The 17,147-nt window shown below is 64.8% G+C and carries 22 protein-coding genes; 2 read left to right on the forward strand and 20 right to left on the reverse strand.

Annotation, left to right across the window (positions count from 1 at the left end):
• Positions 1–12: 12 nt before the first annotated feature.
• From D1Y85_RS12165 to D1Y85_RS12255, 20 genes are all read right to left on the reverse strand, one after another.
• Entirely contained in the window at positions 13–789 is a 777-nt protein-coding gene (locus D1Y85_RS12165) for a lytic transglycosylase domain-containing protein (RefSeq protein WP_124151296.1), read from the reverse strand.
• Complete coding sequence (locus D1Y85_RS12170; protein ID WP_124151297.1) at positions 786–2,285, reverse strand: hypothetical protein; 1,500 nt, start codon at positions 2,283–2,285, stop codon at positions 786–788. Before D1Y85_RS12170 ends, D1Y85_RS12165 begins: the two co-directional genes overlap by 4 nt.
• Before the next feature lie 24 nt (positions 2,286–2,309).
• Positions 2,310–3,230: a hypothetical protein gene (locus D1Y85_RS12175; RefSeq protein WP_124151298.1), complete on the reverse strand. Its 921-nt coding sequence runs from the start codon at positions 3,228–3,230 to the stop codon at positions 2,310–2,312.
• A complete protein-coding gene (locus tag D1Y85_RS12180; protein ID WP_185218964.1) occupies positions 3,221–3,694 on the reverse strand; it encodes a GNAT family N-acetyltransferase in 474 nt (157 codons plus the stop codon). Before D1Y85_RS12180 ends, D1Y85_RS12175 begins: the two co-directional genes overlap by 10 nt.
• Positions 3,663–5,387, reverse strand: coding sequence for a hypothetical protein (locus D1Y85_RS12185; protein WP_124151300.1), 1,725 nt, complete (start codon positions 5,385–5,387; stop codon positions 3,663–3,665). Before D1Y85_RS12185 ends, D1Y85_RS12180 begins: the two co-directional genes overlap by 32 nt.
• Before the next feature lie 10 nt (positions 5,388–5,397).
• Positions 5,398–6,213 carry a hypothetical protein gene (locus D1Y85_RS12190; RefSeq protein WP_124151301.1) on the reverse strand — a complete coding sequence of 272 codons (816 nt, stop codon included), beginning with the start codon at positions 6,211–6,213 and terminating at the stop codon, positions 5,398–5,400.
• 104 nt (positions 6,214–6,317) lie between these two features.
• Positions 6,318–6,965, reverse strand: a complete 648-nt coding sequence (locus D1Y85_RS12195) for a hypothetical protein (RefSeq protein ID WP_124151302.1) — start codon at positions 6,963–6,965, stop codon at positions 6,318–6,320.
• 10 nt (positions 6,966–6,975) lie between these two features.
• Entirely contained in the window at positions 6,976–7,707 is a 732-nt protein-coding gene (locus tag D1Y85_RS12200) for a phage adaptor protein (protein WP_124151303.1), read from the reverse strand.
• A complete protein-coding gene (locus D1Y85_RS12205) occupies positions 7,682–8,020 on the reverse strand; it encodes a hypothetical protein (protein WP_124151304.1) in 339 nt (112 codons plus the stop codon). Before D1Y85_RS12205 ends, D1Y85_RS12200 begins: the two co-directional genes overlap by 26 nt.
• Positions 8,021–8,146: 126 nt before the next feature.
• Complete coding sequence (locus D1Y85_RS12210) at positions 8,147–8,764, reverse strand: hypothetical protein (RefSeq protein ID WP_124151305.1); 618 nt, start codon at positions 8,762–8,764, stop codon at positions 8,147–8,149.
• 24 nt (positions 8,765–8,788) lie between these two features.
• On the reverse strand, positions 8,789–9,736 hold the full coding sequence (locus tag D1Y85_RS12215; protein WP_124151306.1) for a hypothetical protein: 948 nt from the start codon (positions 9,734–9,736) through the stop codon (positions 8,789–8,791).
• Positions 9,737–9,823: 87 nt separating this feature from the next.
• Entirely contained in the window at positions 9,824–10,864 is a 1,041-nt protein-coding gene (locus tag D1Y85_RS12220) for a hypothetical protein (protein WP_124151307.1), read from the reverse strand.
• A gap of 10 nt (positions 10,865–10,874) precedes the next feature.
• The gene (locus D1Y85_RS12225; protein ID WP_124151308.1) at positions 10,875–11,171 is read right to left on the reverse strand and encodes a hypothetical protein; all 297 of its coding nucleotides are present in this window, start codon (positions 11,169–11,171) and stop codon (positions 10,875–10,877) included.
• A 65-nt stretch (positions 11,172–11,236) separates the two neighbouring features.
• Positions 11,237–11,539 (reverse strand): hypothetical protein, encoded by a 303-nt coding sequence (locus D1Y85_RS12230; RefSeq protein WP_124151309.1) that lies wholly within the window; start codon positions 11,537–11,539, stop codon positions 11,237–11,239.
• Positions 11,540–11,550: 11 nt separating this feature from the next.
• Positions 11,551–12,567: a hypothetical protein gene (locus D1Y85_RS12235; protein WP_124151310.1), complete on the reverse strand. Its 1,017-nt coding sequence runs from the start codon at positions 12,565–12,567 to the stop codon at positions 11,551–11,553.
• A 5-nt stretch (positions 12,568–12,572) separates the two neighbouring features.
• A complete protein-coding gene (locus tag D1Y85_RS12240) occupies positions 12,573–12,989 on the reverse strand; it encodes a hypothetical protein (RefSeq protein WP_124151311.1) in 417 nt (138 codons plus the stop codon).
• Complete coding sequence (locus D1Y85_RS12245; protein ID WP_124151312.1) at positions 12,986–13,516, reverse strand: hypothetical protein; 531 nt, start codon at positions 13,514–13,516, stop codon at positions 12,986–12,988. The genes D1Y85_RS12240 and D1Y85_RS12245 overlap by 4 nt, the downstream gene beginning before the upstream one ends.
• 11 nt (positions 13,517–13,527) lie before the next feature.
• Complete coding sequence (locus tag D1Y85_RS12250; RefSeq protein WP_124151313.1) at positions 13,528–13,800, reverse strand: hypothetical protein; 273 nt, start codon at positions 13,798–13,800, stop codon at positions 13,528–13,530.
• Between the two features lie 15 nt (positions 13,801–13,815).
• Positions 13,816–13,959 carry a hypothetical protein gene (locus D1Y85_RS27015; protein ID WP_185218965.1) on the reverse strand — a complete coding sequence of 48 codons (144 nt, stop codon included), beginning with the start codon at positions 13,957–13,959 and terminating at the stop codon, positions 13,816–13,818.
• 10 nt (positions 13,960–13,969) lie between these two features.
• Positions 13,970–15,958, reverse strand: a complete 1,989-nt coding sequence (locus D1Y85_RS12255) for a hypothetical protein (RefSeq protein WP_124151314.1) — start codon at positions 15,956–15,958, stop codon at positions 13,970–13,972.
• Positions 15,959–16,420: 462 nt separating this feature from the next.
• Here D1Y85_RS12255 and D1Y85_RS12265 point away from each other — a divergent pair, with 462 nt between their 5' ends.
• Positions 16,421–16,759: a hypothetical protein gene (locus D1Y85_RS12265; protein WP_185218966.1), complete on the forward strand. Its 339-nt coding sequence runs from the start codon at positions 16,421–16,423 to the stop codon at positions 16,757–16,759.
• Entirely contained in the window at positions 16,756–17,061 is a 306-nt protein-coding gene (locus D1Y85_RS12270) for a hypothetical protein (RefSeq protein WP_124151317.1), read from the forward strand. The genes D1Y85_RS12265 and D1Y85_RS12270 overlap by 4 nt, the downstream gene beginning before the upstream one ends.
• Positions 17,062–17,147: the final 86 nt, after the last annotated feature.

Below are 17,147 nucleotides of genomic sequence, written 5' to 3' on the forward strand. Positions count from 1 at the left end.
GGCCGTGCCCCGTCATGCCTTGTCCACGATGTCGCGGATGACCGGATCGAGGTCATCGGGCAGGCCACCGTCACCCAGCATGTCGCGCCCAGAGAGCGAGTCACGTGCGGGCAGCAGTTGCGCAAGTGACTTGACGATCTGCTGTTCGACATCGGGCGCGTAGCCGCGCGAGGCAATCGAGGACATCATGTCGTGTTCCTCCTGCGTCGAGGGCATCGCGACATGCGGACCACGCGGCGTGCTGATAAGCGACGACGGAATGCCCGATGAACCACTGAAGCCTTCCAGGCCACCCGAGCTACCCAGGAGATCACGACTGCCGCCCATGTCGGATTCAAGCGCCGCCGAGGCAAGTGATGCAGGCAGACGGCCTCCCGCATGCGTGCGCGCATGGCCGAATACCTGGTCGGGGTAAGCCTGCGTCTCGGCGGGCATCGGCTGGCCCTTTGTCCCCTTGCCCGTGCGCAGGTAACTGTCCATGTTGCCCTGCCCCCAGTTGTACGCCTGCAGGGCGCTGCGCCACGAGCCATAGCGGTTGTAGAGGCCGCGCATCATCTGCGCCTGTGACCCGATGGACTGCACCGGGTCGCGCGGGTCGATGCCATATTCTTTCGCCGTGGCGGGCATGAACTGCGAGATACCCACCGCGCCCGAAGGCGATACCGCATTCGGGTTGAAGTTCGACTCCTGGTGCATCTGGCCCACCAGCAGTTCGGGCGGCACGCCATACTGATTTCCGGCCTGCTGGGCCGTAGCGATGTAGCGCTGGAGGTCGGCAGGCAGGTTCATTTCAGGTTCCTCAGAATGTCCTCTGCCGCCTGGTTATCCGCCGCCGCCTGGCGAGCCTGCTCGGCCATGCCGAAGCGCTGGCGCATCAGGTCGTAACCCTGCTTGGCGGCAGTGATGTCGCTGTCGAGCTTCGCCAGTGCCTTGATGGCAGGCGCGGGTACATCAGCCTCGCCGCCACCCTCGAACGGCATGTCCAGACGGTGAAAGCCCAGCGACGCGTTCTGCAGGCCAGGGTACTGCTGGAACAGGACGAGCTTGCGGCGATTCAGCGTATCGAGCGCGGTCCTGGCCTGGTCCACCTGATCCTGCGTGACAGGAACAGATGGCGTGCCAGGCTGGTTCGTAGTGCCTGGGGAACCCGGTGGTGCAAGGGGATTCGGCGTCGTACCGGGTTGCTGCTGGCCGCGCCGCCAGTCGGAACCGGTCGGCAGGGACGTACCCGGTGCGCGGGGGGCAGGCCCACCCGCACTGCCGCCCATGCCACCTCCCGCGCCACCGATGATGCCGCCACCATCGCCGCCACCCACCAGGGGATTCGCAACCGGTGCCGTTGTCTTTGCACCGCGCGAACCCGTGCGCGTGCTGGCAGACGCGGCAGGCGACGTGTACGCAGCCCAGCGGTCGAAGGTGGGCACCGCAGGCACGGTCGAGAGGATCGAGCCGTTCGGGTTGTAGGTGTTAATCACCGGTTCCTGACCAGGCGGGTAGACCACCTGCTGGTTCGCATCCAGCAACCCCTGACCGCGCAGCCACGCGTTGGTGGAATCGGTATGCTGCTGCAATGCGAGTGCATTGTCGGGTGTCGAGGAATCGCCCCGGAAACTCATCAGGTTCGCCACCTGCGTGGCATTCTGCTGCAGGAGCTGCGCCCGCCGCAGCGACTGCGCGTTCGCAAGCTGGTCGGCGTTGGTCGCGCTCTCAAGCTGCACGCGCTGCGGAATGAGCTGTGCGTTGCCGGTGTTGACTGCCGCCTGAGCCTGCTGCATCACCGGCTGTTGCGCGAGCTGGAACGCGCCCGCCTGGTTTTTATACTTCGCGGTGTTGATGATGTCCTGTCCCGCCATCGTGCCCAGGTTCTGCGCCTGCGGCGTGAGTGCCGAGATAGCGGCGTTCTGTTCGGTGGTGCCCAGCCCCGTCATGGCGAGATTACTCATCGCCCGCGCGCCCATGGTGCTGCCGTACTGGGCCGGATAGCCCTGGTCCTGCAGCGACTGTGCTGCTGCCTGCTGCGTGTCGGAAGTCAGTTGCGTGGTGGCAAGCTTGCCCGGTTGTGCTGCCGCGCCCAGCACGTCCTGGCGGTTGGCCGTGTCGCCGAGATACTGGTTACGCGCATTGGTGGCAAAGATATCGCTGCCCTCGGTGCCTTCAGCCTCGTTGGTTTTCACGTAATCCTGACGCAGCTTTTCCGAATTGAACAGGTCGTCCCAGTTATCCTTCACGGCCTGCTGCTGGCCCTGCACCCAGGGTTTGAACAGGTCAACGGGCATGAACAGCATCACAGCCTCCAGAACCGGAAAACATCAAGCCTTGCCCGCAGTCCACGACGCGTTCACGTCGGTGCCCGCCATGGTCACGTCCGCGCCCTGGTTCACAGGCGCGAAGCCCATGATGGGCGTGGACGGCGCGGGTGACATGTCGGGTAGCGGTGAGGACTGCGGCATGCTCATGTCCATGGGAGCACCCACCATCACGCCGCCCTGGTCGCTGGTGGTCTGCATCGAGGACACGGGGTTCGGTGTCCACGACGATTGTGGACGGGTCGGATAGACCGTCTGGTTGCGGTTGCGCTCGTAACCGAGCGCGTACAGCGCACCCGCTGCACCTGCACCCGCCTGCTGGCCCAGCAGCCCGTAGAGGCCCGCCGCCGTCTTCGCGTAACTGGCCGCATCACCCAGCAGGTTGCGCCCGAGGCCCAGCGCGTTCATGATGCGTGCCCAGCGGCGGTCATCCATCGCTTCCTCGCGCGCTTCCTCGTAGCGGTACGCGTAGTTCTGCGCGTCGCCAATGGCCTGCGCCTCGGCAATCGTGATGTCCTTGATCATGGATTGCGTCAGACCCGTGCAGAAACGGTTCGCGCAGTTCACGACATTGTTCAGTGCATCCGCGAACTGCTGCTTCACGCTTGCGATGTAGCGGCCCGCCGTCTCGTTGTAGAGCGGCTGGTAGAGGGGCTGCGAACACGCGTAGGCCACCGCTGCCGTCTCGCACGGCACGAACGTGTTGTTCCAGTAATTGCGTAACTGCAGCGCGAGGTTGTAGTAGCCGTTGGCGATCTGGTATTCACGCGCGGACATCTCCAGCGCGGCGAGCGTGTTGATGACGGCAACAGCGGTCGCCGCGAGCTGCGCGATGGTGGTGGACGACACCCAGCCGTTATCGGTGCGCGCGTCCTGCGACTGCACGATGGAGCCGGTGTTGACGGTGCCTTCGACTACCGACATGGCAGTTCCTCACGCCGCATGCGATGCGTCGCGCTGCCCTGGATATCGACACTGCGGTACAGGTGGGTGATACCGAGCACGCCTGCCAGCTCGCGCACGCGCTGGACGGCCTCGCGCATGAGGCCACGGTGGCGCACTTCAGGCTTGAGATAGACGGTGGCGATATCGGCCACGCCGTCGCGGCAGAACAGCGACTGACGGCGCAGCAGCAGAAGGAATCCGACTAACGTACTGTCCAGTCGTATTTCGAAGGGAACGAGTTCACGGCTCATCCACACACGGACAAAGCCTTCGACGTTGAACGCGAACTCGCCGTAGCCGGGTGGCCGCGCCTCGGCCCAGTAGGCCAGCAGCAGCGGTCCCAGCTCGCCAAGCACCGTTCCTGAATCCGCCGCAGCCTGGGGCATCCAGACCGGACGGATCACGACGCGCTCATCGGCCATGCTGTTCCAGGGCGAGCTCACGCAGGCTGGTTGCCACGTGTACCGCCCACACCGTACCCGTACCGCGAAGGATAACCCCATGGATCATATGGCGTCCATACGGTTTGATGCGAAAGTAGTCGTGTCCCGCGACGATGCGGTGAAACACGATGCGCTGGTCAGCCTTCAACGCGAAATCGGCGCTCGCGCTGCTGCAGTTTCCACCAGCGTGTTCCCCGTTGCACCACACCCGGCCCGCCAGAAAATATGTCTGCCCCGGCGATTCAAACCACTTGCTTTCCCACTCGTAGGGCCGCAGTGTCGTGCCCGCATTCCACTGCGATACCGTGCCGTCTTCATTGAGCATGAACAGCTCGCCGTTGCCCGCGCTGCAGAGAAACACCGGACGGTCGGAGAGCGACGAGAGGCGATACGTTTCCCAGTTGCTGTACGCCTCGGTATCGATGGTCAGCATGAACGCGTCACTGTCCGACACACAAAATAATGTGCCCGCATACCAGCCCAGGCGCATCGTGTCGGGCCGCAGCTTGCGCCAGTCGTCCTGCGCGAACCACTGGTCGGTGATGACTTTCGGCTGGCCCCACGAAGGCAGCAGCACGAGACCATCGGTGCTCACGTACACCATGCCCATTGGCGTGACGACCGACCCCCGGTTCGAACAGCACGTCACCATCGGAAACGGCATCACGTACTGGCGCACGCGGCGGCACTCGCGTTTTTTGCATCCGGGCGATGTGCCCTGGATCGTGTACGGCGTGCCGGTAGTCGCGGCAAAGATCGTCGCGCCGTACCACATCACGTCGAGCGCACGCAGCGAGACGATGGGATAGTCGAGTGTCATGCGCTCGGCCTCGGGCCAGTTCCACGGCTGGCCGTTCGCACTGAAAAACAGGTCGCAGCCGCAGAAGCCCACCAGCGTTCCGGTTTCGGGAATCGCGAGGATGCCGCGCAGGCACGCGGGCGGCGGCATGAATTCGAGCGTGGTGAGCACCGCGCCCAGGTCCATGTTCAGCGTCGAGTCGGTGTACGACGGGGTGCCCACTGGCAGCGTCGCAACCAGACAGTAACTGGTGATGTGTTCCTCGACCTGTTCCCGCCCGGTACGAAAACCCGTCACCCTGCGATAGAGGTTCACGCCCGTCACGCACCACTCGGGGTCGGGCGTCGGCGGCAGGCCCGTGACGATCACGGTGTCGCCATCGTTACAGATGAACTCGTTACCCGGCCACGACGGCCCGCCTTCCTCGCACCATGCATTGACGTAGGTGGCGAGATAGTCCCGTCCCTCGGTTTCGTTCGAGAGTGCCGCATCGTCGTCCGCATTGTCACCTGCAGGCAGCGGCGAGACCGGCGTGGCGATGGGACCGGCACCGGGGCAGGGCACACCGAGCCGACACCAGGCAAACGTGCCGTCCGGCTGCGGACGGCCCACGGTCGGATACGGCGCATCGCCTGTCACGAACAGGCGGTTGCAGTGAGGCAGCCACGGCGCGACTTCCACACATTTATCCCATGCAAGCCACCCGCAGCCGAACGGCTCGACCGTGAGCGATCCGGCTGGCACGTCAGCCACCGGCAGGCGCTCGCGCCACGGCATCAGCGTGCCGTGCGTGAGCCGCACGTCCTCGGCGCGCACCGCGTAACCGGGTTTGAGGTCCACCGGATGCAGGCGCGGCACGATGCCGTAGAAGTTGTCGATGCGCAGCGAGGGCATACTGGTGTCCTTATGCGATGCCCGTAATCAGCCCGTCCGCGTTGTAGCTGACGGTCTTGCCGGTGTCGCCTGGCACGTTGGGATTGGGCGGACTGTAGAAGCTGCCCGCCGTGACCGGCGCGATGGCCTCGCTGATACCGGTAATCTGCCCCTGCGCATTGACCGTCAGTTCGTAGCGTCCGACCCGGTACATGCCTGCAGTAACGCCGGTACTCGCGAGTCCCACCGAATACACGCCGCTGCCGATGGGCTGCTCCTGGGCGCTCACGCCGCTGAAGCCCACCATCGCCGTGACGCTCGCGCCGTTCGATGGTGCCGAGTAGCCGGTGACGAGACCGTACTGGTTCACCGAGAAGCCCGCATAGTCACCCGCCGTGATCTGCGTTGCCATGCCGATCACGAGCGCCGCCGTTGACGAGCCATCGCCCGACACGGTGATCGGCTGCGCGCCCGACGTTGCCACGATGGTCGAGTCACCCGTGGCCGAAACCGAGATGCGCAAGGGATCGGCATGGGTGCCGCAGCCCGAGACACTGACGCCGTTACCCGGTGACACATACAGGAATGTCGCGAGTCCCGCCGCACCCAGGCTCGTGAGGTTGCACGCATCGGGTGACACCGTGATATCGGTGGTGGTGCTGCCGCCGTTCGATGACGTGTCGCTGCAGCAGGGCGCGGGCGTATAGGACGGCTCGGGCATCTGGCCGACGCCGACGATGCAGCCGTCCTGGAACTGGATCGCGGAATACGTGCCATCGGGAATACGCCAGGTGCGCGCGCCGAGCGTGAAGCACGAGCCGTCATAGCTCAGGGTGTAGTTGCCCACGCACACCTGGAATGACGCGCAGGAAGGGCACGCTGCAGGTTGCGTCACGGGCGGGCACACAAGGGACTGGCGGGTCGCCCTGCATTGAACAAGTGACTTGCTGTTCACACGATCCTCCGGTGTTTCATGCGAAACGGCCCGCGCGTGTTGCCCGTGAGCCGGTCCATGCCCGCGCCCGTTACCTTGTCATCGAAATTCGTTGTATGCAGCGCAGCAAGCTGCGGGTCGTACCACTCAGCTTTTTTTATCGCAAACAGACGTGCCAGCGCCCCGTGCACCACCGCCTCGTGGTAGCGCTCGTAAAAAAGCCGGTCCACGTCGCACGCATCGCGCAGGGGCGCGACCGACACCTTGACCCACAGCCCGCCGTCATGATCGCTCGCAGGCGCAGGCGTCACGTTAATGATGTCGGGCGGCTCGAACCACACCGCGGAATGGCTGCAGGCGCAGGGCAGGCGGCACGGCTCGTGCGGTGTCGCCACGTTGTCGTTGCACGAATCGTCGAAACAGACACGCTGGATCGCGACGATGCGCTCGCACGCGGGCGGCGTGATCAGGTAATCGGACACGCACGCCTGAAAGTCCACGCGCAGGATGCGCGTGATGACCTGCGCACGCTCGGCCAGGTCAATCGCGGCATGGCGCAGGTAGTTTTCCGCAATCTCGGCGGGACAGTTGCCGGTGGCGAGAATCACTTCGGGCGAGAACGCCGAGAACGGGACCGTCGCGAACGGATCATAGATGATGGTCATGGCGCGATGCTCATAGCGCCACCCGTGCGGTCTGGATCGCGGCCACCGCCGCAGGCGACGAAAGCGCGCCGATCTGCTGCGCGAGCTGGCGCGAGAACTGCACGTTCAGCAGCGCGAAGTAGAGCTTCAGGTGAATCATCGCGGTCTGCACCGACGACACGCTCTGTTCCTCGACCATCAGCGCACGGAACAGTACCCACTGTTTCGCCGCCGTGATGATGCGGCAGTCGCTGTCGCTGCCGTTACCTGGTCCGCAGCAGTCGTCATCGAGGTTGCTCGTCGCCAGCGTTTCAGGCATCACCGCGCAGCGCGCCTTCACGTATACCTTGACGTTCGGCGGCACCGGGGGCGTGACGGCAAACGCACCGCCCTGCAGCGGATCGAAGTTGTAGCCGGTCAGCCTGAAAGGTCCGGACGGGGCGGGGCATCCGGGCTTCGTCCAGGAGTAGGTCGCGGCGTCCGAGCGCCGGGGCAGGTAGCCGTCCAGCAGATTCCCGGCTGCATCGGTCTGGCCGATGATCTGCTGCAGGATGGAACACTCGCACGGCTGCTGTTCGCGGCCCGGTGCGAGCTGCATGATCACGGTCCTGACAAACAACGCAGAATTCAGCACGAAGGCATTGCACTGCGCCTCGTTGATATACGCAAGGAGCTGGCCGCGCGTCCAGGTCTGGAACGGGTGGCCTTCCTCGGCGTCGTTCAGGTCGCGCGCCAGCTCATCGAGAACCTGGCTCAGTCGCATGGAGATTCAGCCCCACGGACGTGTGCGGAATATCGCGGGCGACGGATTCCGCACGGCGCGCACGCGCAGGCGTTGCAGGAGGCGCGGGTGGCGGAGGCGGCGCAGGGGGGATGAACTGCGCCTGCGGATCGTCGCACGCTTCCACGAGGTCGCCGCGTTTCGCCATTTCCTCGCTGTAGACATGCACGGTCCCGGTCGCCTTCTCGCGCAGGTACGCGCACGGCGGCACCACGGGCGGCGCACCGTTGAGGTCTTCGCCTTCAGCGGCGGGCGGTCGCGGGTCGGCAGGCAGCGTAAAGCGGGCCTTTGCCATGCTGGCCTCCACAAGTGACTTGGTGCGCAGGGTAACGTTGCGCACCTGATGCGTTGCCCAATGTGTTACCGCAGCGGCAGCGCGTGGTGGTGCGCGCTTCGGGTCTGAGTCGGGACGGTTCCATGATCAGTTCATCCACGGGAACTGAAAGTCGTGGGTCTTGGCGACCACGGAGATGCGGCCCGCGAGGTCGCCAAAGTTCTCGCCGCTGGTGGTGGGCGCAGTAAGAAAGCGCACCGCCAGCATCAGCACCGTGCCGAAGTCCACATACTCCTGCAGGAACGCATGCACGGAGCTTTCCTCCGACGCGTCGATGCCGGAAAAACCCGCAGGCATCGTGAGCGACGACTGCGGCGCGACACTCAGTGCATCATCGTCCACGCCGTACACGTTGCCGGTCACATCGAACGTGACGCCTTCCATGCTGGTCGCCGGGCAGTTGCAGTTGCTGCAGTTCAGCGTGACCGGCGGGGCCACCGGCTCGACCTTCAGGAACAGCTCGGTCAGCGAATGCTCGCCTGGCACGACCAGCAGGTTCACGGTGTCGCCTGCCTGGACATCCTTCATCACCGCGCGCTGGTACGGACGGTAGAGCGGCTGGATGTTGTCGCCCAGCGTGAAATCGCCACGCCCGTATTCACCCGCGACGGTGAGCGGATACGGGAGCCGGTATTCGCGCTGGCTGTCGCAGTACGGCAGCATCAGGAGCGGCATGCCACCCTTGTACAGGTTGTGCGTGCTCATCGTGTTGCCTCCTTCATACGGTCCCTACACAGTCCAGTAGCCGATTGCCATGGCATCCGGCAGGATGGCTTTCGAACCCCACACGGCCAGCATCTGGTACTCGATGCCGAAGTAGCGCGAGGGCCGCACCAGTTCGCCTTCGATCAGGTCGCCCGCGAAGGCGAACGCATCGCGGTGCGCCGCGACGATGTAGTACGCCTCGGTCTGCGTCGTGGCGTCGATCACGGCGGGTACGGAGTTGGTCACGAAAACATCGAAGCCGATGATCTTGCCGGGAAGCTGGCCGGTCGCCAGCAGCGAGCAGTCCACGCACTGGCCCATCATGAGGGCGTTCGCGTAGGGGCTTTCGACCAGCAGTTCCTGGATCGCGGGCGGCACGATCAGTACCATCTTGCCGTCTTCCCAGCGGCGCGCTTCCTGCAGGGTGCGCTTGAGCTTGGCGACCTCGCGCCCGAAGCTGGGACCGGTGATCACGCGCGGCGAGTTGATGGTGCCGAGATTGATGTTGCAGCTCTTGCCCGCGTTTGCGCCTTTGTTGCGCTGCCAGGTTTCGAGCACCATGCCGTTCAGGACGTAGCAGCGCCATTCCTCGGCCAGCCCCTGCCAGGCCGAGTCGAGCAGCGATTCCTCGAAGGGCGCGAAACGCTCGCAGATGCGCGCGATGTCGAGCTTGTCGAACTTCAGGTCCTTGTACGCGGCGTTGCAGATGCGCAGGCAGAAGCCCTCGGGCGTGACCTGTTCGGGCACGAGTTCCTGGTTTTTCTCGTAGGGACGCCACGGGCCGACCAGCGGCTGGCGGGTGAACTGCACCACCTGGTTGCACTGCGTGATGCGCTCGTCAATCTCGGTGTTCGTGATCAGCGGCAGGAAGTCCTTCTCCCAGCCGCGCGCAATGATCTTGTTGTAATAGCCGATGCGCGCGAGCGGTGTATTTTCCAGCCCGCCAAACCCGGAAGAGGTGGCAATGGTCATGGGCTTCTCCCTGATTTCCGTCCCGCATCATCAATTTCGTATAATTAAACAGTCAGTCTGTCGCATGGCCAGTATCACCGGCTATGCTTACTGCACGCGGCCCTCGCTTTCGGCCAGCTCGAAATCGACCCGGAACTTTTTCCACTCCGAATACGAAATCTGGCGGCTGCGGAACCGGAACGACATGTCCTCGTAGTCCTTCATCGTGTACACCGTTTTTTCCTCGTGTGCAGGGTCGGTTGCGACTTTCACCACACCCGTGTCGGCCACCGCCTTCAGGTCCGGTGCGCCGCCGCGCGACTTGAAGGTGTCCACTACGGAGTTCACGTAATCCACGTCGCCGTCGTAGTAGGCGCTTTTCATCTCGTCGCGCCAGGTGCGGCGCGTGCCGGGAATCCTGCCGTCGAGAAAGCCGTTGAAATCCGCCTGCGAGAGCAGCGTCTGGAAGTCCCTGTGCCTGCCCATGATCCCCCGGTTGGTGATCGCCATCGACGCGTTCTTCTGGCTGTCCGAGAGGTGCATCTGGCCGGTGGCGAGTTCCGCCACCCGCGCATCGAACGCCCCCTGCTGGTCGCGCAGCTTCTGTGCATAGTCGTCCTCGATACGTGCGAGGCGCGGGCGCAGCAGCTTTTCGTCCAGCTCGCGCGCCGCCTCGGGCGTGATCGCCTCCAGCGCGGAATAGTCCACCGCCCAGGCGCGCTCGCGCTCGGCATGGCGCAGCTTCGTGGCGGTTTCCTCGTTCAGGCGCTCGACTTCCTCGATGCGGGCCTGCGCGGTGCGCAGCTCGCGCGCCGTCTGCGAGCCGGTCGTCTCGTACTGTTCGATCAGGCGCGCGGCATCGAGCGCCGCCTGACGGTGTGTGTCGCGTTCGGCCTCGGTGGCTGCGAGCCGCGCACGCAACCCTTCGATGTCGGGGTCCACGTGGGCCACAGCAGGCTTCGCCGTATCAGCGGGCTTTGCGGTGTCCGTCGCCTTCGCGTCCTGCGTGGCCGGTTTCGCTTCTGCCGCCTTCGTCTCAGGCACCGCAGCGGCGGGCGTGGCAGCAGGTGCCGCAGGCGTGGGCGTGAGCTTCGCCTGTTCCTGTTCGAACGCTTCCGCCGCCGCAGCGGCGGGATGGCGGCTTGCCATGATGGCACTCCTAAATCTTCTGCCGGTTCAGCAGGTCAGCCAGGTCAGCCAGCGCCAGCACCCGGCCATGCGCCACCAGCGCCCCGGCACGCGCGCTTTCGGTGAACAGCAGCGCACCCTTGGCCGTCTCGCACTGCAGGGTGGCATCCGCCAGCAGGTCGGCCAGAATGCCTTCCAGCGCCTCGAACAGCTCGGGCTGCTTCACCAGCCGCCCGAGCGCCTGCACCTGCACCTGCGTAAGCCGTTTCTCAACGACGGCGCTTTTCGCCACGATTCTTTTCCTTTTCGTCGCGGCGGCGTTCGGCATCGGGCTTCATGGGGACTCTCCTTCAGGGTTGCTGATCGTGGTCGTATCATCCGTGGGCCATGAAATCAAGGGGCACGGCCCCGCCTGGCTCCCGGCACCGTAAACGTCGCCGGCGTGGACACCGATCTGGCTGAACCCCTGAACGGGGCATCCAGTGGCCGGTTCTTCGTGACCTTCGTGAGACCGAGCGAGCGGGGCGCTTTCGAACCATACGGTGCGCTCGTGCGGTCGTCATCGTCGTTGTCACGCACAGATGACCGGCTGCCGCCACCGCCCTTGCCGTCATTCATGCGGTTGGTGAAATCCTGGCTCGCGCCCCGGCCCGCGTTGCCGTTGCCGCTGTTGTTGCGGTTGGTGTAGTCGCCCATCACGCGCTCCTTCAGATGTAGTACGGCACCTTGCAGCCGTTGCCGAGCACAAGCCACCCCACAGGATTGCCCATCAGCGCCGTGCGTGTGCCATAGAAGTTGGTCGAGAGGTCAGTGCCCGACGAGAGCGCTGGGGCCGTGGTCGCGGCGGGTGCGAACGAGACGCCCGTGGCATCTTCCGCCAGCCCGCCACCCGGCGAGAGCAGCACCGCGAGCGGTGAGCCGGTCGTGCCGTCACCCATCAGGCCACCCGTGGCCGATACCACCACCGGCAGCAGGTCATCGAGATTGACCGTGTACTGCGTGCTGTCCGCCGTGGCGAAGGTCAGCGTATGGGTCCCGTCGTCATAGGAGACGAGTTCCAGAAACAGGTTGGCGGGAATCGCATCGACGGCGGTGGCAATCGCCGTGTTCATCTCGTCACAGGTGGGGATGGCATCGTTCACGAGATGCACCGCGCCGCTGCATTTCGTGAAGGTCGCGGCGATCACGGCGGGATTGGCCTGGGCCGCTGACACCGAATTGTCGATGCAGCACTGCAGCGACGCGCACAGGGCCGATGCCAGCACCGCAAGCGCTGCACTGTCCTGGGCGAGCGCCCCCGCAAGCGTGAGGGTGCTCATGCCCGGATTCGGATAGCTGCCGGTGAGCACGCCGCCCGCCGCGCCCGAGGGCGGCGACGCGGCAGGCACCAGCGACGCGACGAGCTGCGTGAGCAGCACCTTCGCGTTCGGGTCACTGAGGATACGGTTGATGGCGGCCAGCCCCGTGATGACCGGAGACGGATACTGGCCCGCGAGGTCGCCGCTGGCAGGACCGGTGGGCGGCAGCGTCACGGGGAAACAGGTAATGATGGCGCTGCACAGGGCCTGCGCGAGCGCCGCCTGGGCGCTCGGGCTGGACGCGATCTGAGCCGCGACCTTCAGTGGATCGACCTGCGGATTCGGATAGGAGCCGGTGAGGTCGCCGCCCGCCGCCCCCGAGGGCGGCAGCGTCGCGGGCAGCGGCGCGCAGCAGTTGTTCGGCATGTCACTCACCCTCCACAGTCACAACCGCCGCAGGCACCAAAAAAGAGGCTGGGCGGAATCAGCGCGGCAGCCTGCCCGTCCAGTCCGATGGCCTCGATGTACACCAGCCCCAGCGCCGCCTCGTCGTTCAGGTTCAGCCGGTACGACCCCGGCACCGTGAGCACTGCCAGGTTCTGGCAGGCGTTCAGTTGCCACACGCCACCCTGCGTCACGTCCTCGGCCTGCATCACCACGGCCATCGGTGGCTCCAGGTCCTCGCACGCGCCACCCTGCGGCATGATGCTGTCCTCGTAGCGCACCTTCTCGATGACTGCCTGCTGGGATTCCATCAGGCCGAACGCCGAGAGCATCACGCCCGTGCCGGGGCGCACGAAAAAGATGGGGCTGGCGAGGCTCACCGAGCGCGCGTCGAACAGGATCATGCGCCTGCGCTCCCTGGGCTTCCCGTGTCGCTGCCGAAAATCAGCGCGGCGGGCACGCCGCCGCCGCGCACGAGGCGCGCCTCGACATAGGCTTCACCCACCATCGACTCGTCGGACAGTTCGAACCGGTACGCGCCCGGAACCGTGATGAGCTTCGTGTCGTCGGTATCACTCATCGTCCACGCGACACCCGCCGTCATGACGGGCTTCTGGTACGTGACCGTGGGAAAAAGCGCTCCGGGCGGAATCACGCCTGCGGGTTCCGCGCAGATGCCGGGGCAGGCGTAGCCCTGCGGCATGCCGCCTGCGGCGAGCGCCACCTTGTAGACGCTGAGCGTGCCGCCCGCGAGTTCAAAGGCCGACACGACCAGCACGGCCCCCGCGTCCACCACGAACACACCGGACCAGACACTGGCCGAATGCACGTCGAACACCGCGTCGCTGCGGTAGCGGCTGTCGCATGAGACACCGGAACCCGGCTGCACGGGTTCGCAGGTGAGCGTGCCGGTCGATACCTGGCAGTCCATGCCGTTCTCCGTCATGTCCCGTGATACTGGTCAATGACCGCAATCACCGCCCGCGCGAATTCGAGCCGGTCATAGCGGCCCTTGCGCGGCGTGGTGATGACCGGATTGAACCAGTACACGCGCTTCACGCCGACGAAATAGCCGTCCTGGGTGTAGCGCAGGGTGCGGCGCGTGCCAAAGCGCACGGAAAAGCCCCCATCGGGCGTGACTTCCTCGACCCGTCCGGCACCCAGCAGGAGGTCCCACACGGTGTCGCCCGCCATCACCCTGTCACCATCCAGCATCGCCGCCCTCCGTTTTCAGTGCCGTATAACGCCACACACGAGCGCTGTCAATGCAATGCCCACGGGAATGCCCACCGCGCCGCCATAAAGCATGCCGCGCAGCGCCGAACAGCACCAGCAGTCCACCGGAAACAGCTTTTCCATCACGTCGCCAATCACGGAGTCCACCTCACACGGGTTGACCAGGAGCCGACGACGCAACCACGTTAGAATCGGGAACACTGGCACCTCCGAGCGGTGAGGGTGAGGGCGCGGGTCCACCAGGTGAGCCGGGTGCGCCAGGCTGCGCCTGCTGCTGTGCCTGTTGTTCGCCCGGTGTGCTCTCGTCGGGGAACTGGTCGAGTGGCACACCTGCGGCCACCAGTGCCTGGTCGATGGCCCACTTGAGCAGCGCGGGCGGAATGTCACCGGTCTGCGCGAGCTGGGCGATGAACTGCAGCGTGTCCTGCGCGTTCTGCTTGGCGACTTCCTTCTGCAGCAAGCCACTTGTTCCGCGTGCTTTCACCTTGGCATCGCCCTTGATGTCCGGGTCCGGGTCAAATTTCATGTTGAAGCTGAAGTAGGCGTTCCCCAGGCGCTCGAACAGGTCGATGTCGAGATTGGTCAGCGCACTCTGCACGCCCTTGAGCGCATTGCCGTAGAGCGCCATGATGCCCCGGAAGGTGCGGTTCACGCCCGTGCCCACGGGCTGGCCCGAAAGCGCCGCAGGCAGGCCCGTCCAGCGGTCGGCCAGGTCGATGAAGAACTGCATCAGGTTTGCGGTCGATTGCGTTACGTTTGGCACGGTATGGAAGTAATGCGCGGGGCGTCCGCCGTTGGCGGGGTCCGGGTCCACCGGCACCACCGTGCCCGCCATGACGTTGCCAATCTGGTCCTCAGCCATGTAGCGCTGGATGCGCCGGTAATCCACTTCACCCAGCGGCGCGACGGAATAGGAAATGTTTTCCAGCGTGCCGCGCAACGCCGCCATGAACGCGCGCTCGATGTCGCGCACGATCTGGCCGATGCCATGACCGGGGAGCTTGCCCGGTGTGCGCTGGTAGGCGGTGGCGTAGACGGGCCGCTCGGCAGTGTTCGGGTTCGGGTTGATCATCAATTTGATCGTCCACATGCCGAGCACCACGGCCTCGGTCTCGTGATACTCGCCGTCATCCACCGAGAGGCCATAGCGGTTAAGCTCCCGTCCCGACAGGAGGCCAAAATGACGGATCACGTCGATGGACTCGTCCAGCCCCCACATGAGCGAACCGACCATCGGCTTGTCGGGGTTCGGGTTGAGCCAGTCACGGTTGGTCTCGGGCAGCGCGAAGTGCTTCAGCGCCTCCACCACGTTTGCGGTGATGTAGCCGGGGAGCGTCGCGCTCATCATCAGGCGGTACTTGGTCATGCGCTCGCGCACGATGTCGAACGTGCCTTTTCCGGCAGAGGACGAATCGGGCGACCAGAAGTAATCGAACGGCGAGACGTTGCGCACGGCCAGCATCGGCTCCAGCACCTGCACGGCACGGTTGCCGCGCCACGCGAAGACAGGCCGCATCTCGGGCGTGGGACCGACCATCACCGCATACGGGTAGAGCGCAAAGTTGGTGAGGAAGGGCAGCAGCTCGTCGCGGAACGCGCCTTCGACTAGCTGTTCCTCGATGCGCTGCTGCATCGCGCGGGACGCGGCCTGCGCCTCGTCCTGTTCGGCGGCAAGCTGCTGGGCCTTGAGCTGCCGCACCATGTCCACGATGCCCTGCGGACCCGGTGCCATACCATCGCCCAGCAGCTTTTTCCTGACCTGCTGCACGACCTTCGCCTTGCCCGAACTCGACAGCTCGGGGATCGGGGTCGGCTCCACGACGAACGGTGCGTCCGAACTGTTCAGCAGCAGGTCGCGCATCCACGCCACCAGCACGTCGGTCTTGTGTTTGGTGATGGAGACAGTCAGGTCGATGCCCGACGCCTCGACCAGTTCCTGGTCGCGCGGGTCGAGGATCGAATGGTACTGGCGGTACGAGTTGCGCAGCGTCTGTTCGACGGTGTAGCGCCCGATGCGCTCCACCGCGCGCCAGTGACGCGCACGGCGGTAGCGGTCGCGCACCAGCATCGCAACCGGATCGAGGATCGTGCCAGGAGGAAGCGATTGCTCCGACTGGTACTGCGAGGTCATGTCCATGTGCCGCTTCTAGCATTGGAGCGAAGCAGCAGCAAGGACGTCTTAACGGATCAGTTCCAGACAAGCAGTAGTTTCGCGAGGGAGCACACACGAAATACGAGCACCACCCGCGCAAGAATCATCCAGACGCGACGCTCGACGTTCGGTGCGCATATCCATGCGGCACGTATCCATGCAAAGAACACCAGGAGGTAAGGAACCAAGGCTCCAAAATACACCATTGCCGGGGTCTTTGGCGTCACAAGCACGGCTAGCAGGGGTATCAGAAGCAGATTAAGGGGTACGCCAATTAGCCACCAGACTTTCCATAAGGGTTCTTGTCCGTTCCAGGCGCGCTTAAACATATTTGTACTTTCCGTCGTGCTCTACGTGGTCGATCCTCGCAACAGCGAGGGCACGAGATAGTACCGCAGTCTGTGATGACGAATGCTTCACGCATTGTCAAGCGCAGCGCGGCATGCTATGTCCCGGCACATGGACATGCCGTGGAATGAGCTGATGGTCTTCGCCGCAGGCGCGGCGGGGTCGCTGCTGCGCGTCGTGGTGATGCCGCCCGCGAGCCGCCTGCTGCTTGCGGCGCATGTGGGCCTGGGGGCGCTGATGGCGATATTTGTCGCACCCGCGATTGTCGAGGAGTGGTTCACCGGTCACGGCCCCGGCATACAGCGCGGCATCGCATTTGTGGTGGGCGTGCTCGGACCGCTGGCCGGGGAAATCGTGCTGCGCGTGGTTGAACGCCGGGGCGACGACGTGGCCGAGCGGCTGCTGGACCGCTTCGGCGGAAAGGACGACAGGCGATGAATGACCTGTCAATCCAGCTTGTGCCGCTGCACACAATGCTGAACATCGTGCTCGGCGTGACGGTGGGCTACCTGCTGTCGCTGCACGGACAGCCCTGGGTCTGGCGCGCGATCCTTGGCGTGATCCAGTTCGGCGTGCTGTGGGACCTCGCAGGCCTGCTGTGGCTGGGCTACCGCGCGGTCTGGCCGGGTGAGTCGATCCTGACGGCGGGATTCTCTCTCGCGTTCCTCGCGCTGATCGCATCGGGCAAGTCACTTGTCACGCGGGCAACGCATGAAGAACGCCATGTCGATGCCTCTTAGAGCCGCTAACACAACCTGGACATGACGCCACGAAAGCCATATCCTGGCGCCATGTCCAGACGAAAAATCAGTAACGAGCTATGGGT

Origin of the sequence: Paraburkholderia dinghuensis, from assembly GCF_003837865.1 — a bacterium.
Classification (GTDB): Bacteria; Pseudomonadota; Gammaproteobacteria; order Burkholderiales; family Burkholderiaceae; genus Paraburkholderia; species Paraburkholderia dinghuensis.